Here is a 21,081-nt window from a genome sequence, read left to right as displayed (position 1 = left end):
CCGTGGGAACCGGATCAAGCATTACCACTGCTCGATGATGTTTCACTCCACGCATCCAATCAGGACGCGACTTACCACTGCTCAATAATGAACGGTTCGGTTTTGCCGGACGGGGTTTCCAGCCGGCCCGATAAGCTGAACTCAGTCACGTCGTCGCCCATCAGGTCGAATTCGCCATCGGACACCAGCAAGCAGCTGTACGCCTCGAACCGCACCGACTTGTTGTTGATCAGGTTGCGGCCATCCAGGATCAAGCGGCCTTTGGCTTGCGGTGTGGTGGCGCCGCGCACTTTCCAGCCTGAGACCGCGCCGTGGGCGTAATCGACTTTGAGCGCTTGGCCGTCGGTGATGGTAGCTTTCGCCTTGATCATGCCCAACGCGTAATTGATTTCGTAGTCGGTGTTTTCGACATACGTTACGTCAGCCGCGCTATTAGTCACTACCACCGATGCCGCTGTGATATTACGCTGCGCCAGTTGCACCCAATAGCCCAGTTTGGCGGTCACGGCTTCATCGGTGACGGAACCGCCGCCTGCCGACAAGGTGCTGTAATCGCCCATCAAGGCCAGCGCCACGCCCTCTTTGGAGCCGTTGCGCAAGGCGACCGATAGCTCAGAGGGTTTGGGGATAGCCACCGAGGCGATGATTTGGCCGTAATAGCCTTTATCCTTGCTGGTCATGTCTTTGATGTCGGCGCTGGTTTTGATCGCCAGCTTGGCTATGCCGGGTAGCTCTTTCAAACCGAGATATTGGCCTAGATCGTTCAATCTATCGAAATAGGCGGTGCCTTCTAATAGAAAGCCGTCGTTTGCTAATGCGACCATGGGTTATTCTCCTAGAGTGTGGGTGTGCGTGTCTTGGGCGATGATGCCCAATGTTTTTAGCCAATCCGCTTGCGCCAGCGTGACTTTAATCGTGTCGTTTTTTTGGAAGCGTTCGCCGGCATGGCTATGCGGTGCTATCAAGGTGACAGTGACCAAGGCGCTATCAATCGATTCTTGTGTGTTGTTTTTTGGGCTCATTTACTGTCCTATCACCGCTGATGCGGTAAATGTCATGGGAAATTCGGCATAGCCCATGCTGTAACTGGGCGCCGAGCGGCCTTGGTAGACGAAGCCTTTACGCTGGTTGGGCGACGCTTTCCAGCCTTGCACGGCTTTGAATACGCCATCCATCAAACTGGCGGCCAGGCTTTCGGTCAGGCCGTGGGCCGCTTGCGTGTGCTGGTGCGCGACGATGACGACGATGTCCCAGGCCTGCTCTTCTTGTGCGGGTAAGGCATCGGCGGCTTTGACCACCGGTTCTGCCTTGCCCGGCACTACCAAGCAGGCCGGCAACAAGGGGCCAATCTGGCCCAGGCCGGCCATGACCGACGGATTGCCAATGGTCTTGAATCCGGATACCTGGCTTTGAATGCGGGCGATGAGAGCAGTTTGCAGGGTCAGCATGGCCAGCTCAATAGGCCCGTAAAATCAAGGTGGCCATGCCGGCGACGTCGGTATGGAGGTCTATGATTTGATAATCCAACCCGCGCACCCTGACCGTTTCCCGCAAGGCGATGCCATTGGCCGCCACGTGGGCTGTCTGCAGCGACAAGGTAAACACCCGGTCGCTGAGGCCGATGCCGCCGATCTGTTCCTGATCGATGCTTTCATCGAACACGCCTTGCAGCACCACGTCGCCCGCCGCGCCTTTGTAGGTAAACGGTTCGCCGAAGGTGGTCAGCACGCTATCGTTCATCTGCTCGAACATTAGAAGTCCTCATTGGGCAGGCCAGTACAAATGCCGTTTTCCGGAATATCCGGATCGCGTCTGCGAATGATGGCCAGCGCCGTGTTGCGAGCCGGATCGCCCGGCGCCGTGCTGCAGTAGCGGTCGACGGCGGCTTGCAAACGCTGCAGGCCGTCCGCGGCCATGTTCAGGCCGTCGCCGATTTGGTAACCGTCGTCCAGCGCCGTGGCGTTGCAACCCGACAGCAGCGCAATCAGTACTAAGCGCTTCATTGGTCTCCTCTCATTTTGACGCCGCCCCAGCGCCGTAGCACGTTGTCGGCGGCGACTTCCATCGTAAAAATAGCGCGGCTGCCCATGTGGGCGCAGATGCCAGTCAATACGGCGGTCATTTCCATGCTGAGCCGGTATTCCTGACACAAAAAGAAAGTCAGAAAACCGACGAAGCCGGAAATGGTGACTTCGCCGACCAGCTCCGCCAGCGAAAACCGGATGAATAATCCGGCCCGCAGTTTGCGGATATAACTGGCGACACCGCCCCAAGCGGAGACGAGGCCCACCAGCAGGTACGGCATCAGGTCTTTTTCCGGCATGCTATGGTCCATGTGGCGGTTAAGTACGTTTGGCGCGTTGCAGCATCAAAGGCCGGGTGCAGACGTGCATCGGGTAGCTGTACACTTCGATGTCCGCATACATGTCGCGATCGCGATCCGGCACGATCAATGGATACAGACGCTGACCCAATTGGCCGATATGCGCGAATTGTTCACCCGGGCTGAATACCTCTTTGAATACACCCGGCGAATTGGCAGGGAAAAATTTACATTTGTCGGTGCCGATGGCTACGCTGGTGTCGTCGTCGGTGCCCCAGTATTTGACAAACACAATGCCGCCGTATTCAATACGCTGCACGCGTCCAAGAATGCCATCAAGACCATCTCTGAAACCGCCCTGCAGCATGTATTGATAAACCGCCCGCACTTCTGGATGCGCAATCAAATCACGCCAAAACGCCGAGCCACACAAGCCGATGGGCAGCGTGCCAGTGTTCCATGCGCCTTTTGCCGCGCGGCGCATGCTATCTACCACGGTGTCGCACGCTTTCATCAATGCGCCGCTGGCAGGGCTTGCGTTATCTAAGTCAAAGTCGATTTCGTTGGGTTGATTGACACCAAAAACGGTGTACCAGTTAATAAGCGTTGACCCATCCGCATCTGGCACGATCCCCTGAATAGCGCCTAACCGCATATTTTCCAGCGTCAATTCGATTTCGTTAGCAAGACCGCCAGGGCCCATCAAGCGGCGGGCGACTTCTGTTTGCACTTGAAGAAACTCGCTTTCAGTACCAAATGCCCGAATATCGGCTAGTTCAGACGAAGTAATGCGGTCTTTTTTTGCAATCCGTACTGTTCTAAAGTCACGAATATCACGTTTTTCAGTCTCGCGGTTTTTAGCGGGTTCTCCGCGCTGAGAGGTTTGAATCAACGATAGCGTTTCGCCGAGCTTTTCAATCGATACTGTTTGCGTGCGTACCGGCGTTGGCGTAAAAATGCCCATTTGCCCCAGTTGCTGCGGCAGGTGATCAACTTCGTTGATCGCCGCCAGCATTGATTGCAGCTTGAAGGCATCCTGTCTAAAAATATCTAATGTTGCCATGTGTGTTTCTCCTGTTAGCGCAAGACAATGCCGCGTGATTTCAGTGACTCGATGCCGGCGGCTTTGTTGGCGTCGCTGATACCGGTTTTCCAGCCGATTTCGTCACCGTTGATTTCCGCATCGCGGACGATGGCCACGCCGTTTGTGCTGGCGGACGATGCATCGACCAAATCGAACAGAATCGCCGCGGCGACCTCGCGTCCATCGGTACCGGATGGATCGTGCAAGGCATAATGGCCGTTGCCGTCCGCCACGGTGATGGTGAAGGTATCGCCTACGGCAAAATCGGGATCGCCGTCGGCCAGGGTGAAAGACAAGCCGCCGCCCGAGAAGGCGACGCCGACCGTACCGATGCCCACTACGACGCCATCGGGATCCGTGACCTGGAAGTCGCCGGCGCCGGTGGCGGTCTTGATGATTTTTAGTGTGTAGTCACCCGGCTTGGCGGCATTGCTTACCGTAATGGCGCCCATGGCGCCCGCGCCGGTATTGGTACCGGCCACGGCCTTGGCGCTGCTGGCGGTGAGGGTGGTGCTGGCCACGGTTTGCGAGGCGCTGACGGTATATGTCCCCGCGCCGCCGGTACCGGTACCCAGCGCGGTAATGGTGGTGCCGGCGGTAACGCCGCTGCCGGCAATGGCTTGACCCACGGCCAGCTTGCCGGACGTGACGGCTGTCACGGTCAATACGGTAGCCGCAATCGACCCTGTGACCACGGCGGCATTGTTCGCGCGGGTGATTTGGCCCAGCACGTCGCCCGCTTGCAGGTTTTCACCCACATCGATGACAACGCCTTCGCGGCTGATCCAGCCACGGCCCTCGGATACCAGGAATTCGCCGGCATGCCGGCCTTCGGTTAAGGTAGTCATTAGCGTTTATCTCCTCTCAAGGCCACGACTTTCCCCATGGCGGCATGCCAGCCTTGGGTCGCTGCGGCGGTTTCGGGTTGTTCGTCGCCGCCGTCGGCACCGACAGACGGGTTTTTCTGTTTGGCCATGTACTGGCTGAACTGATCGCCTTGCGCGGCGGGCGCGGCCTCTTTGGGCGAAACGGCCAGTACTTTGGCGGCTTGTTCGACCGTCATGTCGGTGTCCAGCGCCAGGACTTTGGCTTGCGTTTGCCGGCCTTCGGCGGCTTCGTGGTTGAGAATGGCGCTGATGCGGGCGCGCTCTTGTTCCGCGCCGGCTTTCAGGCCGTCCTGTTTGCCGGCTTCAAAACCGGCCGCGCGGGATTGCTCCAGCGCAGCGGCATCGGCGGCGGCTTCGGGTTTTTGGGTAGTCATGTAACGACCTCCTGGGGATGATGAAAAAGATTGCTGCATCTCGGCCAGAACCTGGTCCGGCGTAGCGATACGATCGGCCAATCCGGCCTGAATGGCGTCCTGCCCTCGATAGATTCCGGCTTCCTGTGCGCGGATGGCCGCGACATCGAGGCCGCGATGGGCGGCCACGGTGTCAACGAATAGGGTGTAAAGGCCGTCGATTTCGGCCTGAAATTTGGCTTTGACGTCATCCGGCAAGGCGGCGAATTGATGGCCATCGATCTTTTGCGCACCGGCGAAGATGTGCGTGATGCTGATGCCTTGGTCGGCAGCCATTTTGGATACGTCAACGTGGCGCATCACGACACCGATAGAGCCTGCCAGACCGGTTTCGGCGATGGCAATGTCTTGCGCGGCGCTGGCAATCAGATAGCCGGCTGACGCGGCCAGGCTGGAAATCACGGCTTTGATCGGCTTGACCTGGCCGGCAGCCTGGATTTGCTGCGCCAGTTCGAACGCCCCGGCCACCTCACCGCCGGGGGAATCCATTTGCAGCAGTAGGCCTTGAACGTCGGGGTCGTTGATGGCGATATCGATTTTTTTCGACAGCCAGTCGTACCCCAATATATAGTTGCAATTGGCATCGAAGCTGCCGCGATGCGCCAGAATGCCAAACACGTCGATGACCGCCACGTTGCCGACGAGCTGGTACCCTGGCCGCCTGAATTCGCCGCTGGCGGTCAGGAATAGGTCGGGCTGCGGCGCATCGATGCCGAAACGCGGACCGATGCCGGCAATGATGGCATCCAGTTTGGCCGCGCCAATCATCAGCGGGGTGTTGAAGATGCGCGCGAACAGCGCGGGGTTACGCAGGGGCATTGGCTTACACCGATGGCTGAGCTATCGCCCGAACTAATGCCATGATGCCGGTCTGGATATCTGTCTTGCCTATTGCCGACCATCTCTGTGGCTCGGCGGCAATAAAACGACGAAATTCATGGCATTCATCTGACGCGCCAGTATGTTCATTGTAAGGAACACCATTGAACTCCTTACCTTCCATGGATCGGCGAGCACCGCTCAATTTAACGTCATGATCAGTAGAAAGGCGACCGGATAGCTCGGCATGCAAAGAAAGCAGTTCTTCACCCTTTACTTTGATACGGTTCATCAAGTCGATTTCTTCCTGACTTAATTCACGATAGCCTTTGATATGTCTATGTTGGTTTTCCATGTTCTTTACTCATTGCTTGATGTAGAGTTATTGTTCTGCTGAGGATCATCGTCCTGTTGCTGAGCGTCGTTGTTTTGGTCGTCTGCTACGTCATCCGGCATCGCATCCAGCGCCTGCACAGATGCCGAGGCCTTACCAGGCGCGGCGAATCCGGCGATGAGGTACGCGGCCTGTTCCGGCAGGCCTGCGGCTTCTGTCTTTTGGAACGCCTCCACCAATTCGCGGATGCGCTGGTCTTGCACTTCCTGATAATCCTTGCCTTGTTCGGCGCATTCGTCCTGTTGGGTAGACAACCCGATTTCCATCCGCATCTGTGAGGCCTTACTTTCTTTCACAGGGTCTACCCAGCCTCGGCCAGCAAACACCCAGCGGGCGCCGGTATAAGCGTGGAGGTTGTCGTAAAATTGCGGCGCATCGATACGGTTGGCGTTGACGGCTTCTTCCATCCAGCATTGGTAGATCGGATTCAACCAATGGTCTTGCAACCATTTGCGTTTAGACTGGAAAAACCGCCAGGCTTCCAGCAAAGCCGCTCTGGCGCTGGAATAGTTGGTTTTGGAGAAATCCTTCAGCAGCAGTTCATAAGGGATGTTCAGGCCGGCGGCGATATGGCGCAGGACCGACTCCATGAAGCCATTGAATGCGGTATTCGGGCGGTTGGGGTTGTAGCCTGACAACTTGGTACCGAGCGGCAGGTTCAACATCATGCCACCTTCCATTTTCTTGCGGTGCGTGGCGGCGCTAACCTGTTGCCAGTAGTCAGAGGCGGTACCGATGTCCGAGCCGAACAAGTCTGCAACGGTTTGCGGATCGAGATCGGATTCCAGAAAGGCCGCAATCAGTGCATTGGACGCCGCCGCCTGCAATTCGTGGCCGAGATAATCGCCGGCCACTTTGAATTCCCGCATGACCGAGGTAAAGATAGACTTGCCCCGGCTTTGGCCGGAACGGTCCTTGTCGAACAAATGAATGACGCGGCGGCGGCCGCTGGAGGTGAATGCGGGAACGCGCTCCCAATCGTCTTGCCCCGCCGGGCAATAGTTTTCGTCGCCCGGATGGCTTTTTTGGATCCAGTACGCGACCGGCGCGCCTAAATCGTCGATTTCCACACCGTTGCGCACATGCTTTTGATTGAATAGCCAGGGCGGCGTGGACAAACGATCGGCTTCTACGGTTTGCAAGCGGGTGGCCCACGGCGAGCCGACGCGCGGCAGCCACATCACCAACGCCAGCGCGTCGCCGTTCATGAAGGCGCTGCCGAGCGAAAGCGTGGTCAAGCCCTGCAGGGTTTGCGTGCGCGCGGCGTCGCATTCGGTCGTGTCGGCCCAGGTGGCGAATTGATCTTCGGCAATATTAGCCCAGTCGTTGGCGCGCTCTTTGTCCCAGTGCAGCAGGCGGTATTTGGGCTGGGCGGATAAACGCAACTGGCTGCCGACGATATTGTCGGTGAGCGTCTGCTTGGCGCCCGCCGCGATGGGATTGTTGCGTACTAAATCGCGGGCGCGGTTGGTGATGACCGGCAGCTCGCTCAGCAAATCGGCATCGGCCGATTTCATCGGCGGCACCCAGGCGGCTAAACGGGCATCCGACAGATCGGCGGCGACGTGCGAGGTCATAGATAGAACCTGATCGGTGAGCGCTTGCCGGTGCCGGCAGCCTTGGCCGCTTCCTTATCGACTTCGGCTTGCCAATGTTTGACCTGGCTCAACAGCGCGCCAATGTCGTGTGACGTGAAACGGCGGCCGCCGAATTCGACGGTCTGCCCGGCCAAGGCTTTTTGGTAAGCGGCCTGAGCCAGTGCCAAGGTTTCGGTGGCGAAGCTCATCTGGATGTAAGGCGGTTTGCGTGCGACATGGGGTTATCATGCCGAAAAGCCAGTCTCATTTTTAGTGAAAAATGAGACTATTTTTCCCGCGGTCGCTTTTTTCTCGTTCCCACGCTCCAGCGTGGGAACGCATATCGGTCTTACGCGTCGCATGGATGACCACGGTAAATCTGGGAGAGCCCTATTTTTTGTTGAGTCTATTGGCTTGAGAGTGGTACTGTTTTTTAGTACCATTCCACCATGAAACGCAAACACCAAAAAACCATCGAGGCGCTTTTCGCGCATCCTGTCGGCGCGAATATCCCATGGCGCGACATCGAGTCGCTGTTTCTGGAGCTGGGCGCAACGGTCAGTGAACGCGAAGGTTCACGGGTTTGCGTGGTATTGTTTGGCCAGGTGCGCGTTTTTCACCGCCCGCATCCATCGCCCAACACCGATAAAGGCGCGGTGGCCAGCGTGCGCGACTGGCTTAAATCTCACGGAGTACATCCATGATTAATCAAATGATGATAGCCGGCGTTAAGGCCGTGATTACTTACGATTCCGACCTCGAGTTGTTTCGCGGTGAGTTTGTGGGCTTGAGCGGCAGCGCGGACTTTTATGCCGCCGACGTGGCTGGATTGAAGCGCGAAGGTGAAATTTCTTTGCGCGTGTATCTTGAAGCCTGCCAAGAATCCGGCATAGAACCGTTCAAGGCCTTTTCCGGAAAATTCAACGTGCGCATCCCCGCCGATTTGCATGCCAGCATCGTCAGCGCGGCGGCGGCCCAAGGCAAAAGCATCAATCAATGGATTGGCGAGGCCTTGAGCCGCGAGGTGAATGCTTGAAAAGAACACGCCAGGCCGTAGGATGCGCTGAGCGATAGGTTTTCTCGTTCCCACGCTCCAGCGTGGGAATGCATATCGGTCTTCCGCGGCGCATGGATTCCCACGGCGGACCGCTCATCGTTATACACAAGTCCCTCAAAGACTAAACTACAAGGAGACACAGAAACAGGAGAAAGGCGATGAGCAACTGGGCCGAAGAAGAAGTGCAAACTGCCAATTTGGAAGATCAACGTCTAAACAAGAGATTGGCCTTGCTATTGGAGCAATTGGGCGAGCATCCACAACTCAGTATTCCGGCGGCCTGCGGAGGCTGGAAGGAGACGATGGGAGCCTATCGCTTCTTCAATAACGCTAAGACGACATTCGAGAAGATACTGGCGCCGCATCGAGATGCCACGATCGAGCGCATGAAGAGCAGCCCAATCGTGCTGCTGGCACAGGACACCACCGAGGACGATAAGAATATTTGCTTGGGGCCGAAGGGACTTGGCACAGTGAAAGACGTGGAGAAACACTTGCGCCGCCTGCATCCGACAGTTGCCTTTACGCCATCGCGTATTTGTTTGGGTGTCGTGAAAGCATCGTATTGGCCTCGAGAGATCCCAAGCCAAAGGAGTGAACGACTTCACAAAGGCGTAGACGAAAAAGAGAGTCGCCATTGGCTGGAAAGTTACCAGGACAGTTGCGCTTTACAGGCGCAAATGCCGGACACCCTGCTGATCAATCTTGCCGACAGGGAGGGCGATATTTACGAGTGGTTTGCCGAATACCATGACTACGCACCTGCGGTACGGGCTCAATGGATCGTACGTGCGGCGCAAAACCGAGTGTTGGCTTCGCCGGAGAACGGTACGAAATGCCTGTGGGCCGCCGTGGAGCAAGCTCCTGTATTGGGTTACTCTGAGGTGAACGTCAAACCGCGACCGAACCGCACGGCGCGACTGGCGCATATCACGTTACGCGCCATTACAGTGACCCTCAAACCGCCTAAGCGGATAGGGTATCGGCTACCGGAACTCACCATCAATGCGGTGCTGGCACGCGAAGATGCACCACCGTCTGGCGTGGAACGTTTGGAATGGCTATTGTTGACTAGCTTGCCGATCGATTGTTTCGAACAGGCGGCAACGATCGTCATGTGGTACGCCGTGCGGTGGTGCATTGAAGTGTACTTCCATGTGCTCAAGAGCGGATGCCAGATTAAGCGACTGCATCTGGAAACCGAGGACCGACTGCTACCTTGTTTAGCGTTGTACATGGTTATTGCCTGGCGGGTATTGTTCACGCTGATGTTGGGACGGACTACGCCGGACATGGATTGTGAAATTATCTTCGATCCACAGGAGTGGCGGGCTGCTTACATTGTGGTTAAGCTTTGCCCGCCGCCGCTTACGCCACCTCGCTTGGGCGAAGTGATTCTCTTGGTGGCGAGCTTGGGCGGTTATCTCGGACGCAAGCATGACGGGCCGCCGGGTGCCAAAGCCATGTGGATCGGACTGCAGCGTTTGCGCGATTTTGTCATTGCATTGGAAGCTCAGCAGGTTGTCGCACAGAGATGTGTATAACGATGAGCGGCGGACCGTGGGAACCAGGAAGCCGGGCTTAATCAGCGGCGCAGGCGGACAGACGTTTGGCGGTGGTGTACATCACGCCCGCCAGCATATCAATGGGCATCTGCTCGATCAGGGCTTGCAGCTCGGTGGGTTCGTAAGCGATTTGCTTGCGGAAATCCTGCCAGCTCATGACTTCTTGATCATCATCCAGCGTACAGCAGAGAACCATGTCGTCTCTGCCCTGCGTCACCAGCCAGCGGCGGGGTTGCTAGCCGTCGTCCAGCGGCGCAAAGCCCAGGGTGACACCGTAGCTGGATGCCGCCGGCAGGCGTGGCGCTCCAGGGTTTGCCGGGCGCAGCTTGGGCAAGGCTTCGGCCAGAATCCAGGTTTCGAAGGATTCGGCATCGGCCCGGCGCGACTTAATGATCATGCGGTACAGGTTGCCCAGGCTGATGAAACTGGGATACCTTGGCCCGATTTCCAGTGTGACCGGATAACGATGGGTAACGCCCTGACTACGACAGTGGTCTTTGAGGGCTTTGGCTACGCTGGCATAGCCCAGCACGTTGCAAACGTCATTGGCCATAAACCAGGGCTCGCCGTTTTCGTCAGCGACCAGCCTGACCGAGTGGTTGTGAAATTGGAGCTTGATCGGCGTGTTGGGCTGGCTGTTGGCTTGGGGTTGGCTGTTCGGCATTTCGACCAGGCCGTTGCGGAGTGAAGGCATGAAGTGGGTGGCCAACACCTTGAAGCATTCGCGCTGGTAGTCCAGCAAGCGGGGTTTGATCTCGGGCTTGACCCGTGAGGCATCGACGCCGAATAGCCAGCCGTTGAGGTATTTGATCGGCATCATCAGCATTTCGCGGAGCTTTCCATCTTCGGCAACTATTGCCATCATGGCAACGGTTGAATTCAAAAACTCGTTACGCTTGATGCGTCTAAACTGGGCCGTCCAATCGATACCAAGATTATCGCAAATCGGTTTTAAGGCCACGTGCGGCATATCGTTAATGAGGGCGGCGACCAAGGATTGATCGTGAAAGGGGATGGTTAGCGCTTGAGTTGTCATGTGACTGTCTCCGTTGAATATTTATTCACCGGCAACATGATGCCAATCATGGGTGCCGGACTGAGTAAGGTTGGCATACCGGCTTCAACGAGACCGGCCAGTCTTGCGACTGCCTCACCCAGCCCGACCTAATAACGAACTGAATGCATGACATAAAAAAACCGCATGACGCGGCCTATGCCGTTGAAATTTACCGGATGCCAATCCAGCGCCGCCCATGTGGGCGACGGGGTTAGATTAGCGCCCGAAATATGGATTGTCAATGAGTGTTATTTTCCATATTCAAATTTATACCTACCATCACCCATGAAAAAGGCCCAGTACGATCTAAAGACACAACACCATCTCCAATAGTGATTTTTGCTTTGTTAAAATCAACATAGTGGAATTCAAAATCCGGCAATTCATCGGATGGGGTATTTTTGTTGCTTTGTTTGCTCAGCATGACTTTTATGCCATGTGGGGATACCATGGTATCTATCATCTTATCAGCCATCATAATTCCTAATGCTTTGCCAGCCTCCTGCATAGAATCTTCTTTAGCTGATTTTTTATCAAGCGTATTCATTGTTTCAAGTAGGGTAGCTTTAAGATTCATTCTAAGCTTTTCAAAGTCAATATAACCAACCAAATCGCTAGCATCTTTTTCTATGGCTGTTTCGCGTAAATTTTTAAAAAACAGCGCTGGACTGACAAAAGACCACGTTGATGCCATTGCTAAAACAATCATGGCAATAGTTGGAAGATGTTGTCTAATTAATGCCGGCTCAGTAAGCACGGGTAATATGACAAGCCGAAGTTTTTCAAATGCATCAAAAATCCAATCTCTAATTTGCAATACCTTGATAGCTGTTAGTTCGATATTGCCTTGCTTGGTAACCTTGCTTGCTCGTTTTTGTGAGCCATTCATTCGGTCTTTGTTTTTGTGCTGCAAAAATTTTTCATACACAATCCCGCAAGCCGGGCATTGATAATCTGGCACTTCATGATCATCTTTTGGCAGGCGTTGGTAACCACATTTTGGGCAAACAGTTGTCATCTCTTCTCCTTTATGCATTCCCACGCAGGAGCGTGGGAACGAGGGATAACCTATCCTTTTAATAATTTAATCAATGCCTTGGCAGATAACTTTTGTTTCCGCCCGAGGTAATCGTGTAACGCCCGCCGCGCGGGCCAGTGTGCACGGTTGAATCTCCGCCGCCATAAGAACTGTAACCGTCATAGTCACCGCCATTGCCCGATGTTATCGGTTTTAATTTAATCCTTTTCGACGGCTTGCTTGCCGCATGATATGTTTGGGGGACAACCTCGCAGCCGTCGCGTCCCCATTTATCTTTGGCCTTGCCTTCCTCTACGGTTTGCCATTGCATATTGCTCGGGGCATCGGTGCCACCGCATGCTAGAGGGGTGACATGGTCTATTACGTACCCTGGACACGAACCTGAACGATGGCCGTTGGCCGGACATGGATGCGTTGATTTGAAATCGTTTTTCGCCGATTCGCTGCGAACGATGCGGCCTTCCGCATCGCGTAATATGGTGGGCGTTTTGATGGATGCCGGAGAAAAGATTTTAGAGTAATCATCCGTCTTTTCGGATTCTTTTCCAACTTCCAGTATCGTTTCATCTTGGCTTGCGCTGCACGGACCTTGCTGGTAACTGACTTTGCCGCCAGCCATGCATTTGTATAACTCGGCATGCGCTGGCAGGGCCAAGATCAGGGCAATGGCGGCGAATAGTCGTTTCATTAAGCGCTCCAATGGTGATGAAAAAGGCCCAGTGTAGACCAAAGACGTTAGGGTTGGGTAGTATGTAGGGTACGCCGTGCGTACCCTACGGAACTTGTCTTTTGCTGTTTTTCTCGTTCCCACGCTCCAGCGTGGGAATGCATATCGGTCTTCCGCGGCGCATGGATTCCCACGGCGAACCGTGGGAACCAGGAAAATAAATTCTGGAGCAGTCTCTGTGATCTTTAGGGTGACCGTAAGGATTCGTGCGAAAATGGGCAATAGTAGCTAAGATCATGTGACTTATGTGTCTATGGTGCGTATTCTGATCGCTAATCCCTCACCGATTCCGCTACAAACCCAGCGAGACTTTGATCGTTCGGTTTCGGCCATAACCGGCCGCTGGTGATGCCGGCGAAATTTTCAATCATTAAGTTCGGCGAATGGCAGCTTTTCCGCAAGCAAATTGACTTTATGACTGCGCCACTACGGCCATAAGCGGGCTGCCACGTTTTAGTGGTATTGACAGCAGCTGATTCAATAGCCGCCGGTCAGTTTAGCTATCGATGCTTGATAACAAGACCTATATGACCCCGGATTTTTTTATCAAAATATTGCATGGGAATGCGGAATGTCAGCTTTATCATTTGATTTGCCGATATTAAATTCCAATAAAAATCGTTTGTCTTATATTAAATGAATTCCTATAGTTACCTATAATCACAGTCGCGAATTTGGCTAGCGGCTATGTGCAACTTTTTACGGGAGTTCATGTAGCCGAACCGGTAACGGTATGAGGCGGTTTGTATCCCAAAGAGCTACTGGATACCGGGGACGGTGTCCCCGCTGGTTGTGCGACAGGGCGTGCTCACAACATTGCCTTCCCAGTCTGAAAAACTGGCGCATGTTTTTGTGCGGGCATCATCCGGAAATGGTGCGGGTCACTAAAAGAAAAGCCTTTCTGGCAGACGCCGCGACGAAGAATCTCTATGCCGATGCGTTCAATGTCAGCCGGTATAGCATGTACTTGCGGCTATTTTTTGTGCTTTTTAACAAAAGTCAGGGGAGTTCGCCATGTCCAAATATACCGTCAAACTGAAATGCAACCGCGAAATTGCTGAAGGAACCATGGCGTTTCATTTTGAAAAGCCTCCCGGGTTAAGCTTCAAAGCGGGTCAATTCGGCAACCTGACATTGATAAATCCCGCTGAAACAGATGCCGAAGGCAATACACGAGCGTTTTCGTTTGCCAGCGCCCCTTACGAAGACGACCTTATTTTTGCGGCCCGCATGCGTGATACGGCGTTTAAGCGGGTATTAAAAACCATGCAGCCCGGCACCGAGGTGATGTTAGATGGGCCTTATGGCTCGTTCACCTTGCATAACAATGCCAGTGTTCCGGCGGTTTTTCTTACCGGTGGTATAGGCGTTACGCCGGTAAGAAGCATTGTGCTGCAAGCCTTGCATGATCGGGTTCCGCACCGAATTCTGGTCTTTTATGCTAATCGAAGACCAGAAGATGCGGCCTTTCTGGACAATTTGTCCGCAGCACACGCCACCAACCCCAATTATACCTTTGTCGGCACTATGGCCGAGATGGAAAAGTCCAGTCGCGAATGGCATGGCGAAACCGGGTTTATCAATAAAGCCATGCTGCTGAAGTTCATCGACGATCTGACGCTGCCCATTTTTTACATAGACGGTCCTGCCCCAATGGTAAAAGCGATGCGTGACATGTTGAGCAAAGCGGGGGTCGATGAAGACAACATCCGCACGGAAGAGTTTTCAGGTTACTGATGAAGGCTTGAAACACCATGAATGTTGCCGCGCAGCCCTTAATGAAAGAATCCCCTGATTTGTCTCCCTGGTGGCTGCGCACGGTGCTGATCGTGATGGTGCTGGGCTTTGCAGGCCTGATCGTCATAACATCGCTGGCCTATCGTAATGCTCCGCCGACTCCGGCCCAAATCGTTGATGCACAAGGTGTTCGCCTGTTTTCCGGTGACGAAATCAAAGAAGGCCAGGCTATCTTTCTCAAATACGGGTTGATGAACAACGGCAGTATCTGGGGTCATGGCGCATACTTGGGGCCAGATTATTCGGCCGAGGCATTGCACCGAATCGGCGAGAACACCGCCACTATCATTGCCCAGCAGCAATACCAACAGCCACTTTCCTCACTCACGCCCGGCCAATTGGCCGCCGTGTATGCACAAACCGCAGTCGAGCTAAAGACCAATCATTATGATGCCGCCAGCGCAACGTTGCGTCTGACCGTGCCGGAGACATCCGCCTATCGTAAGCAGATCGCTTATTGGACGGATTATTTCCTGAATCCTGAACGGAATGGCGGACTCAAGCGTGGATTGATCAGCGATCCGACTGAACTTCGCCAGTTTACCGCCTTCATCACATGGACTGCCTGGGCCTCGGTGGCCAACCGCCCCGGCGAGAACTACTCCTACACCAACAATTTTCCATACGACCCCAGCGTCGGGAATATGCCCGTCCCCGGTGCGCTGTTATGGAGTGCGTTGAGCCTTATCGTGCTGCTGGCCGGTATTGGAATCGTACTACTGATGTTTGGAAAATTCGATTATCTTGGCTGGATTAGCACAGGACATCATGTACATCCTCATCTGTTGCCTGGGCAAGCCAGTGCCGGTCAGTTAGCACTGGTGAAATTTTTCGTGGTGGTGGCGCTGCTGTTTCTTGCTCAGACCTTGGTGGGCGGTGCAACGGCGCACTATCGCGCCGATCCAGGCAGTTTTTATGGCCTTGAGCTGGAGAAGCTATTTCCCAGCAATCTGATGCGCACCTGGCATCTGCAAACCGCGGTTTTCTGGATTGCCACCGCTTTTGTCGCCGCAGCCTTGTTTCTCGGCCGTTCACTGCGCAATGATGAACCGCGCTGGTTCGCGGGCTGGATTCATCTGCTGTTCGGTGCTTTCGCCGTGGTCATAGGCGGCAGCCTGTTAGGCGAGTGGGCGGGGATTTCGCAAATCCTGGGTCAATGGTGGTTCTGGCTTGGCAACCAAGGCTGGGAATACCTGGAGCTCGGCCGCCTGTGGCAGTACCTGCTTATCGCCGGTCTGCTGGTGTGGTTTACGCTTTTATTTAAGTTGCTACAGCCTGATACCCTGAACGAGTCAGAAGCGAAACCGTTGGTCAGAGCGTTCTTGCTGGCCTCACTGGCGATTCCGCTGTTCTACATCCCGGCACTCTTCTTCGGCGCAAAGACCAACTTCACAGTGGTCGATACCTGGCGCTTCTGGATCATTCATTTATGGGTCGAAGGTTTCTTTGAATTCTTCGCCACCACGCTGGTCGCGCTGCTGTTTTATCAACTAGGGCTTACCCAGCGCAACGTCGCCCTTCGAGTGATTTACCTTGACGCCATCCTATATTTCGCCGGAGGCCTAATTGGCACCGGCCATCACTGGTATTTTACCGGCCAGAGCAGCGTTAATATGGCACTGTCGGCAATGGTTTCGGTGCTGGAAGTGGTGCCGTTGACGCTGCTGACCCTGGACGCCTGGGATTTCGTGCGCACCACGCGTGCCGACTGCGACGTCTGCGGCAAATCGGTAGCCATACCGCATAAATGGACGTTTTATTTCTTGATGGCAGTCGGCTTCTGGAACTTCGTCGGTGCCGGCATCTTCGGCTTTCTAATCAACCTGCCTATCGTCAGCTACTATGAAGTCGGCACCCAACTGACACCCAACCATGGCCATGCCGCGATGATGGGGGTATTCGGCATGCTGGCATTGGCGCTGATGGTATTCGTGTTGCGCCAGACCAGTTCCGATTTGCGCTGGGTCGGCGTCGAGAAATACGTAAGGGTCGGATTTTGGGGCTCCAATGTTGGCCTGGCTCTGATGTTAATCATGAGCTTGTTCCCCAGTGGCGTGTTGCAAGTCTGGGATGTCGTTCAGCATGGATACTGGCATGCTCGCAGCCTTGATTACATCGGCAGCGAAAGGTCGCGCCTGATCGAGTGGCTACGTCTGCCCGGTGATCTGGTATTTATCCTGTTTGGCGCCATACCGTTGGCAATCGCATCCATCAAAGGCTGGCTGGATGTGCATTAGCTTGTGTCTGATAAATTTAAACTTATGAGGAAAGATTCATGGCCACGCATCACGCATCACCAGGTGAAATTGTTGACTTGGCAACTTGGGCGCAAGACGTACCAAACGAAAAAACTAAAGTCATTGTGAAAACAGATGAAATGGAACTGGTTCGCCTGGTTCTTCCGGCAGGCAAAGAATTTGCTGATCACAAAGTTTCAGGGCCGTGTGTGATTCATTGTATAACCGGGGAAATTGAGTGCGTAGCAATAGGAACTACTCAACTATTGGCATCCGGCCAGCTACTTTATTTAATGCCCGATGAGCCGCACTCAGTTAAAGCAGTCGTTGATTCGGTTGTTTTGCTCACAATTATCTTTAAAGATTAAATTGTTAGTGCTTGGCCTGGCAATTTTCAAATATGCGACTGCACCATACCTCGTGATTACTCTTTTAACTCAACCGGCGAATCCAATTCACAAATGCAACAGCCAGAAAACCATAGCATCAAGATTAAAAGGGTATACGAATTGCCGGACCAGCATGACGGCCGGCGTATTCTCGTGGATAGGCTCTGGCCGCGTGGTTTGACAAAGGAAAAAGCAGGCATTGATTTATGGCTCAAAGATATCGCTCCCAGCACCGAACTGCGGAAATGGTTTGACCATGATTTTGGCAGATGGGAAGAATTCAAGGATCAGTATCTCGCTGAACTCAAGGACAATCACGAGCAAATCCGGCTCTTAAAACAAGAACTGGACAAGGGGATCGTCACGCTCGTCTATGCAGCTAAGGACGAAGAGCATAACCAAGCGATAGTGATCCAGGAAAATGACTGGCTTTTCCGTTAGCTGGAGAGCACGATTAATGTACCACTACGGTTTGTTCGCCTGTCGTGAGGAACGTCACCCATGAGCGCATTTGAATCTTTGCTAACCGAGGTGCAAGACTGCTGTATTTGCGCAGCATATCTGCCGCACGGCCCCCGACCCATTCTACAAATACACCCGCTGGCTAGAGTGTTGATTGCCAGTCAAGCACCCGGCAGAAAAGCTCATGACTCCGGAGTGCCTTTCGATGATGCCAGTGGTGAGCGTTTGCGTGAGTGGATGGGGGTGACGCGCGAAGTCTTTTACGACTCGAAACAGATCGCAATTCTACCACTGGGCCTTTGTTTTCCCGGCACGGGCAAATCCGGTGACCTTCCTCCACGGTCTGAATGCGCGGCGGCATGGCGCGGCCAACTTCTCGGTCACCTGCACCATCTTGAAGTGACGTTGGTTGTTGGGCAGTATGCACAGGCGTATCACATCGGCGAAGCACGCGCGTCACTTACCGAGACTGTTCGAGGTTGGCAATCCCATGGGCCCGAGATAATCCCCCTTCCGCACCCAAGTCCGCGAAACAATATTTGGCTTAGCCGAAATCCTTGGTTCGAGAAGGAGTTGCTCCCCATGCTTAAGCAGCGAGTAACCGAGGTACTTGAAAGATGAAGGCGAAGCTATCCTTTTTTCTTTTGGGCATCCAAAGCATTGCCGTGGACTGCTTCATCTACCCAAATTACTAATCCATTCTGGAGAATCATCATGGCCAATTTTAAAAAGTATCAGTGCCGGGAATGCGAACATATCTATGATGAAGCAAAGGGCGATCCCGATAGCGGCCTTGCTCCCGGAACCCTTTGGGCCGACATACCCAATGACTGGTCTTGTCCGATCTGTGGAGCACCTAAAGATTTTTTTAAACTGATGGAATAAGCCATCACTTCACTCGTGACAACAGATCTCGAAAATATCGGGCTTCTGTCTCTTTGGTACAACAGATTGAAAAGGTGAATTATGCAAGCAGAAAACACACCCAAGGCCAAAGGACTCAATGGCGCCGAAATCGCCAGGGTCAGCGAGTTGGTCAACTACCAGGACGGCTCAATCGTCAGCCGCGAAATTGTCAAAAAGCCAACGGGTAACGTGACCATCTTCGCTTTCGACGAAGGACAAGGCCTGAGCGAACATACGGCGCCCTTCGACGCCCTGGTGCAGGTGTTCGAAGGCGAAGCGGAAGTCAGCATCGCAGGTATACCCAATCACTTGCATGGAGGGGATATGATTCTCATACCCGCGCAGCAACCGCACAGTCTTAAGGCGCTGAAGCAATTCAAGATGATTCTTACGATGATTCGATCCTGAATCTGGATTATCAGAAGTCTCGACACGATGTAATTCAGTTCAGCTAAGCAACCGGGATCACCTCGCGAAGAAACGATGTTAAAAGGCGATCCAAAGGTGTTTTCTCATTGAGAGTATTTGGCTTTAGAATCGGAGAGCAAGATGGCAAACCCGAGAGTACTTGCGGTAGTATTGGCCGGTGGCGAAGGCACTCGTCTGAACCCGCTTACGGCAGAGCGTTCCAAGCCAGCAGTTCCTTTCGGCGGACGTTACCGCATCGTCGATTTTGTGCTCAGCAATCTAGTTAATTCCGAAATCCACTCGATCTATTTGCTGGTTCAGTACAAATCCCAATCACTGATCGAGCACATACGACGGGCATGGTCGGTTTCGAATATCATTGCGGATCACTTCGTTACTGTCGTGCCTGCCCAGATGCGCGGTGGCCCGGAATGGTTCCAGGGCACTGCTGACGCCGTCTATCAGAACCTGGGGTTGATAGAACATCACCGCCCCGACATAGTGGCAGTCTTTGGAGCCGATCACATCTATCGCATGGATATTAACCAAATGGTTCAGTTTCATTTGGACCATGAGGCCGATATGACGGTGGCAGCCTTGCCTGTGCCATTGGATCAGGGTCACAACTTTGGCATCATCACTCATGATAGTTCGTTCCGAATCATTGATTTTCAGGAAAAACCAGCGCAACCCAAGCCTATTCCTGGCGATCCGCAACACTGTTTTTCCTCAATGGGTAATTACCTGTTTAAGACCCATGTGCTCATTGATGCTTTGGAAGAAGCTCATGCTCGAGGAGAAAAAGATTTCGGCCATGATGTACTACCCAGACTGATTCGCACGCACAAGGTCTGCACTTATGATTTCACCTCCAACCGGATCCCAGGCGTCAAAACTTATGAAGAACCCTCTTATTGGCGCGATGTTGGCAACCTTGATGCCTATCATGCAGCCCATATGGACCTGCTTGGACTGGAGCCTCTGTTCGATACCTTCAATCCCGATTGGCCCATTTATTCTGATCACTATTTCGGGCCGGAAGCCAGGATCATTAGCGGTGAAATTCGAAACAGCATTATTGGCGGAGGGACCATTATCAATGGGGGCAATATTCGTAATTCGGTGATCCGGCATGAGGTAATGATCGAGCGCGACGTCGATATTGAAGATTGCATCATCATGGACTACAACTTCATAGGCAGTGGCACCCGTCTTCGTCGTGCCATCATTGGCCGATATAATCTCATCGAACCGGCCACTGTGATCGGCTATGACCCCACAACTGATCGGCAACGCTACCCTATTAGCCCATCCGGGATTGTAGTCGTACCTAAAGGTAAGCGAGGACAAATCCGAGTGTATTGACTGCCACGCTGGGTCAGGCAGGCCTGGAAGGATTCAATTCTCTTGCGCGATTTTTGCTATTTTGCCAACAGCAAACTGTGCCGCTGGATATAGAAAACATGACCTTCGATATTTGCATAGTCACCATCACAAAAGCCATGCAAAATGGGTTCGAAATTAACGAGGGTATTGGTTGTTGTGCGGCGGCTTTGAGAACTTAATGGCGACATAGCTGAGGTGGGTAGACTAGGCAGCTAAAGGCCTGTTGGACACAGTGACGAACGGCAGCTTTCCGGCAATGAATCTGAAGAGCAGACGGTCGCCAGGCGACCCTTAGCTGTCTGATCCGCTCTCATGACTAATGTCAAAAAACTTACCCTTACCAGTACCTATTCGTCTCTTTTTGGCCGACTGCCGGTGACCACGACAGACTGCTTTGTATAAGGGGTAACCGCAGAATTCGGAAAAAATAGTACGCTAAGCCTTTATGGTAAGAGTTTAAGAGCTGTAATGACAATCAGTTCGCAAAGCGGATAAGATCGTATGTTAGCGTCTAATCTAAGATCTATAGCTGCGGCTTACTTTTCCTCAATTTA

28 protein-coding genes are annotated in these 21,081 nt (G+C 53.6%); 12 read left to right on the top strand and 16 right to left on the bottom strand.

Annotated features, from left to right (window positions below; translation table 11 throughout):
- Positions 1–71 precede the first annotated feature (71 nt).
- From NM686_RS11020 to NM686_RS10965, 12 genes are all read right to left on the bottom strand, one after another.
- Positions 72–824 carry a phage tail tube protein gene (locus NM686_RS11020; RefSeq protein ID WP_255187917.1) on the bottom strand — a complete coding sequence of 251 codons (753 nt, stop codon included), beginning with the start codon at positions 822–824 and terminating at the stop codon, positions 72–74.
- A 3-nt stretch (positions 825–827) separates the two neighbouring features.
- A complete protein-coding gene (locus tag NM686_RS11015) occupies positions 828–1,022 on the bottom strand; it encodes a DUF7210 family protein (RefSeq protein WP_255187916.1) in 195 nt (64 codons plus the stop codon).
- The gene (locus tag NM686_RS11010) at positions 1,023–1,448 is read right to left on the bottom strand and encodes a phage tail terminator protein (RefSeq protein WP_255187915.1); all 426 of its coding nucleotides are present in this window, start codon (positions 1,446–1,448) and stop codon (positions 1,023–1,025) included.
- A gap of 7 nt (positions 1,449–1,455) precedes the next feature.
- On the bottom strand, positions 1,456–1,752 hold the full coding sequence (locus NM686_RS11005; RefSeq protein ID WP_255187914.1) for a head-tail joining protein: 297 nt from the start codon (positions 1,750–1,752) through the stop codon (positions 1,456–1,458).
- Complete coding sequence (locus tag NM686_RS11000; RefSeq protein ID WP_255187913.1) at positions 1,752–2,003, bottom strand: hypothetical protein; 252 nt, start codon at positions 2,001–2,003, stop codon at positions 1,752–1,754. The genes NM686_RS11005 and NM686_RS11000 overlap by 1 nt, the downstream gene beginning before the upstream one ends.
- On the bottom strand, positions 2,000–2,323 hold the full coding sequence (locus NM686_RS10995; RefSeq protein ID WP_255187912.1) for a phage holin family protein: 324 nt from the start codon (positions 2,321–2,323) through the stop codon (positions 2,000–2,002). Before NM686_RS10995 ends, NM686_RS11000 begins: the two co-directional genes overlap by 4 nt.
- Positions 2,324–2,342: 19 nt before the next feature.
- Entirely contained in the window at positions 2,343–3,338 is a 996-nt protein-coding gene (locus tag NM686_RS10990) for a major capsid protein (protein WP_456238237.1), read from the bottom strand.
- Positions 3,339–3,400: 62 nt separating this feature from the next.
- Positions 3,401–4,255 (bottom strand): head decoration protein, encoded by an 855-nt coding sequence (locus NM686_RS10985; RefSeq protein WP_255187910.1) that lies wholly within the window; start codon positions 4,253–4,255, stop codon positions 3,401–3,403.
- Positions 4,255–5,526: a S49 family peptidase gene (locus tag NM686_RS10980; protein WP_255187909.1), complete on the bottom strand. Its 1,272-nt coding sequence runs from the start codon at positions 5,524–5,526 to the stop codon at positions 4,255–4,257. Before NM686_RS10980 ends, NM686_RS10985 begins: the two co-directional genes overlap by 1 nt.
- 4 nt (positions 5,527–5,530) lie before the next feature.
- The gene (locus NM686_RS10975; RefSeq protein WP_255187908.1) at positions 5,531–5,881 is read right to left on the bottom strand and encodes an Acb2/Tad1 domain-containing protein; all 351 of its coding nucleotides are present in this window, start codon (positions 5,879–5,881) and stop codon (positions 5,531–5,533) included.
- Positions 5,882–5,886: 5 nt separating this feature from the next.
- Positions 5,887–7,497 (bottom strand): phage portal protein, encoded by a 1,611-nt coding sequence (locus NM686_RS10970; protein WP_255187907.1) that lies wholly within the window; start codon positions 7,495–7,497, stop codon positions 5,887–5,889.
- Positions 7,494–7,706: a hypothetical protein gene (locus NM686_RS10965; protein WP_255187906.1), complete on the bottom strand. Its 213-nt coding sequence runs from the start codon at positions 7,704–7,706 to the stop codon at positions 7,494–7,496. The genes NM686_RS10970 and NM686_RS10965 overlap by 4 nt, the downstream gene beginning before the upstream one ends.
- Positions 7,707–7,946: 240 nt before the next feature.
- Between NM686_RS10965 and NM686_RS10960 the strand changes: the two genes are divergently transcribed.
- The 3 genes from NM686_RS10960 (at position 7,947) to NM686_RS10950 (ending at position 10,098) form a co-directional block, all read left to right on the top strand.
- Positions 7,947–8,201, top strand: coding sequence for a type II toxin-antitoxin system HicA family toxin (locus NM686_RS10960; protein ID WP_255187905.1), 255 nt, complete (start codon positions 7,947–7,949; stop codon positions 8,199–8,201).
- The gene (locus tag NM686_RS10955) at positions 8,198–8,533 is read left to right on the top strand and encodes a type II toxin-antitoxin system HicB family antitoxin (protein WP_255187904.1); all 336 of its coding nucleotides are present in this window, start codon (positions 8,198–8,200) and stop codon (positions 8,531–8,533) included. Before NM686_RS10960 ends, NM686_RS10955 begins: the two co-directional genes overlap by 4 nt.
- Positions 8,534–8,712: 179 nt before the next feature.
- Positions 8,713–10,098: an IS4 family transposase gene (locus NM686_RS10950; RefSeq protein WP_255187523.1), complete on the top strand. Its 1,386-nt coding sequence runs from the start codon at positions 8,713–8,715 to the stop codon at positions 10,096–10,098.
- Between the two features lie 37 nt (positions 10,099–10,135).
- Here the strand turns inward: NM686_RS10950 and NM686_RS10945 are convergent, their stop codons facing one another.
- The 4 genes from NM686_RS10945 to NM686_RS10930 all read right to left on the bottom strand — a co-directional run bounded on the left by NM686_RS10945 (position 10,136) and on the right by NM686_RS10930 (position 12,903).
- On the bottom strand, positions 10,136–10,315 hold the full coding sequence (locus tag NM686_RS10945; RefSeq protein WP_255187903.1) for a hypothetical protein: 180 nt from the start codon (positions 10,313–10,315) through the stop codon (positions 10,136–10,138).
- A gap of 39 nt (positions 10,316–10,354) precedes the next feature.
- Complete coding sequence (locus NM686_RS10940; RefSeq protein ID WP_255187902.1) at positions 10,355–11,155, bottom strand: phage antirepressor N-terminal domain-containing protein; 801 nt, start codon at positions 11,153–11,155, stop codon at positions 10,355–10,357.
- 259 nt (positions 11,156–11,414) lie between these two features.
- Complete coding sequence (locus NM686_RS10935; RefSeq protein WP_255187901.1) at positions 11,415–12,194, bottom strand: DUF2939 domain-containing protein; 780 nt, start codon at positions 12,192–12,194, stop codon at positions 11,415–11,417.
- Positions 12,195–12,264: 70 nt separating this feature from the next.
- Positions 12,265–12,903: a DUF4124 domain-containing protein gene (locus tag NM686_RS10930; protein WP_255187900.1), complete on the bottom strand. Its 639-nt coding sequence runs from the start codon at positions 12,901–12,903 to the stop codon at positions 12,265–12,267.
- A 1,053-nt stretch (positions 12,904–13,956) separates the two neighbouring features.
- Here NM686_RS10930 and NM686_RS10925 point away from each other — a divergent pair.
- The 9 genes from NM686_RS10925 (at position 13,957) to NM686_RS10885 (ending at position 20,706) form a co-directional block, all read left to right on the top strand.
- A complete protein-coding gene (locus tag NM686_RS10925) occupies positions 13,957–14,679 on the top strand; it encodes a ferredoxin--NADP reductase (protein WP_255187899.1) in 723 nt (240 codons plus the stop codon).
- A gap of 41 nt (positions 14,680–14,720) precedes the next feature.
- A complete protein-coding gene (locus NM686_RS10920; RefSeq protein ID WP_255187898.1) occupies positions 14,721–16,976 on the top strand; it encodes a nitric-oxide reductase large subunit in 2,256 nt (751 codons plus the stop codon).
- Positions 16,977–17,014: 38 nt separating this feature from the next.
- Positions 17,015–17,344 carry a cupin domain-containing protein gene (locus NM686_RS10915; protein WP_255187897.1) on the top strand — a complete coding sequence of 110 codons (330 nt, stop codon included), beginning with the start codon at positions 17,015–17,017 and terminating at the stop codon, positions 17,342–17,344.
- Between the two features lie 93 nt (positions 17,345–17,437).
- Positions 17,438–17,806 (top strand): DUF488 domain-containing protein, encoded by a 369-nt coding sequence (locus NM686_RS10910; RefSeq protein ID WP_255187896.1) that lies wholly within the window; start codon positions 17,438–17,440, stop codon positions 17,804–17,806.
- Positions 17,807–17,866: 60 nt separating this feature from the next.
- Positions 17,867–18,448 (top strand): uracil-DNA glycosylase family protein, encoded by a 582-nt coding sequence (locus NM686_RS10905; RefSeq protein WP_255187895.1) that lies wholly within the window; start codon positions 17,867–17,869, stop codon positions 18,446–18,448.
- Positions 18,449–18,541: 93 nt separating this feature from the next.
- Positions 18,542–18,712 (top strand): rubredoxin, encoded by a 171-nt coding sequence (locus tag NM686_RS10900; protein WP_255187894.1) that lies wholly within the window; start codon positions 18,542–18,544, stop codon positions 18,710–18,712.
- A gap of 81 nt (positions 18,713–18,793) precedes the next feature.
- The gene (locus NM686_RS10895; protein ID WP_196436547.1) at positions 18,794–19,141 is read left to right on the top strand and encodes a cupin domain-containing protein; all 348 of its coding nucleotides are present in this window, start codon (positions 18,794–18,796) and stop codon (positions 19,139–19,141) included.
- 141 nt (positions 19,142–19,282) lie between these two features.
- Entirely contained in the window at positions 19,283–20,506 is a 1,224-nt protein-coding gene (glgC, locus tag NM686_RS10890) for a glucose-1-phosphate adenylyltransferase (RefSeq protein ID WP_255187893.1), read from the top strand.
- The gene (locus tag NM686_RS10885; protein ID WP_255187892.1) at positions 20,503–20,706 is read left to right on the top strand and encodes a hypothetical protein; all 204 of its coding nucleotides are present in this window, start codon (positions 20,503–20,505) and stop codon (positions 20,704–20,706) included. Before glgC ends, NM686_RS10885 begins: the two co-directional genes overlap by 4 nt.
- The last annotated feature ends 375 nt before the right edge of the window (positions 20,707–21,081 follow it).

This window comes from Methylomonas rapida (genome assembly GCF_024360925.2).
Classification (GTDB): Bacteria; Pseudomonadota; Gammaproteobacteria; order Methylococcales; family Methylomonadaceae; genus Methylomonas; species Methylomonas rapida.
The sequence above is the reverse complement of the archived record's forward strand: the minus strand, read 5'-3'. Positions and strand labels throughout refer to the sequence as shown.

Bases quoted from the DNA above. Each gene is read 5' to 3' on its own strand.
- NM686_RS11020 (WP_255187917.1), bottom strand. From the start codon at position 824: ATGGTCGCATTAGCAAACGACGGCTTTCTATTAGAAGGCACCGCCTAT.
- NM686_RS11015 (WP_255187916.1), bottom strand. From the start codon at position 1,022: ATGAGCCCAAAAAACAACACACAAGAATCGATTGATAGCGCCTTGGTC.
- NM686_RS11010 (WP_255187915.1), bottom strand. From the start codon at position 1,448: ATGCTGACCCTGCAAACTGCTCTCATCGCCCGCATTCAAAGCCAGGTA.
- NM686_RS11005 (WP_255187914.1), bottom strand. From the start codon at position 1,752: ATGTTCGAGCAGATGAACGATAGCGTGCTGACCACCTTCGGCGAACCG.
- NM686_RS11000 (WP_255187913.1), bottom strand. From the start codon at position 2,003: ATGAAGCGCTTAGTACTGATTGCGCTGCTGTCGGGTTGCAACGCCACG.
- NM686_RS10995 (WP_255187912.1), bottom strand. From the start codon at position 2,323: ATGCCGGAAAAAGACCTGATGCCGTACCTGCTGGTGGGCCTCGTCTCC.
- NM686_RS10990 (WP_456238237.1), bottom strand. From the start codon at position 3,338: ATGCTGGCGGCGATCAACGAAGTTGATCACCTGCCGCAGCAACTGGGG.
- NM686_RS10985 (WP_255187910.1), bottom strand. From the start codon at position 4,255: ATGACTACCTTAACCGAAGGCCGGCATGCCGGCGAATTCCTGGTATCC.
- NM686_RS10980 (WP_255187909.1), bottom strand. From the start codon at position 5,526: ATGCCCCTGCGTAACCCCGCGCTGTTCGCGCGCATCTTCAACACCCCG.
- NM686_RS10975 (WP_255187908.1), bottom strand. From the start codon at position 5,881: ATGGAAAACCAACATAGACATATCAAAGGCTATCGTGAATTAAGTCAG.
- NM686_RS10970 (WP_255187907.1), bottom strand. From the start codon at position 7,497: ATGACCTCGCACGTCGCCGCCGATCTGTCGGATGCCCGTTTAGCCGCC.
- NM686_RS10965 (WP_255187906.1), bottom strand. From the start codon at position 7,706: ATGAGCTTCGCCACCGAAACCTTGGCACTGGCTCAGGCCGCTTACCAA.
- NM686_RS10960 (WP_255187905.1), top strand. From the start codon at position 7,947: ATGAAACGCAAACACCAAAAAACCATCGAGGCGCTTTTCGCGCATCCT.
- NM686_RS10955 (WP_255187904.1), top strand. From the start codon at position 8,198: ATGATTAATCAAATGATGATAGCCGGCGTTAAGGCCGTGATTACTTAC.
- NM686_RS10950 (WP_255187523.1), top strand. From the start codon at position 8,713: ATGAGCAACTGGGCCGAAGAAGAAGTGCAAACTGCCAATTTGGAAGAT.
- NM686_RS10945 (WP_255187903.1), bottom strand. From the start codon at position 10,315: ATGGTTCTCTGCTGTACGCTGGATGATGATCAAGAAGTCATGAGCTGG.
- NM686_RS10940 (WP_255187902.1), bottom strand. From the start codon at position 11,155: ATGACAACTCAAGCGCTAACCATCCCCTTTCACGATCAATCCTTGGTC.
- NM686_RS10935 (WP_255187901.1), bottom strand. From the start codon at position 12,194: ATGACAACTGTTTGCCCAAAATGTGGTTACCAACGCCTGCCAAAAGAT.
- NM686_RS10930 (WP_255187900.1), bottom strand. From the start codon at position 12,903: ATGAAACGACTATTCGCCGCCATTGCCCTGATCTTGGCCCTGCCAGCG.
- NM686_RS10925 (WP_255187899.1), top strand. From the start codon at position 13,957: ATGTCCAAATATACCGTCAAACTGAAATGCAACCGCGAAATTGCTGAA.
- NM686_RS10920 (WP_255187898.1), top strand. From the start codon at position 14,721: ATGAAAGAATCCCCTGATTTGTCTCCCTGGTGGCTGCGCACGGTGCTG.
- NM686_RS10915 (WP_255187897.1), top strand. From the start codon at position 17,015: ATGGCCACGCATCACGCATCACCAGGTGAAATTGTTGACTTGGCAACT.
- NM686_RS10910 (WP_255187896.1), top strand. From the start codon at position 17,438: ATGCAACAGCCAGAAAACCATAGCATCAAGATTAAAAGGGTATACGAA.
- NM686_RS10905 (WP_255187895.1), top strand. From the start codon at position 17,867: ATGAGCGCATTTGAATCTTTGCTAACCGAGGTGCAAGACTGCTGTATT.
- NM686_RS10900 (WP_255187894.1), top strand. From the start codon at position 18,542: ATGGCCAATTTTAAAAAGTATCAGTGCCGGGAATGCGAACATATCTAT.
- NM686_RS10895 (WP_196436547.1), top strand. From the start codon at position 18,794: ATGCAAGCAGAAAACACACCCAAGGCCAAAGGACTCAATGGCGCCGAA.
- glgC (WP_255187893.1), top strand. From the start codon at position 19,283: ATGGCAAACCCGAGAGTACTTGCGGTAGTATTGGCCGGTGGCGAAGGC.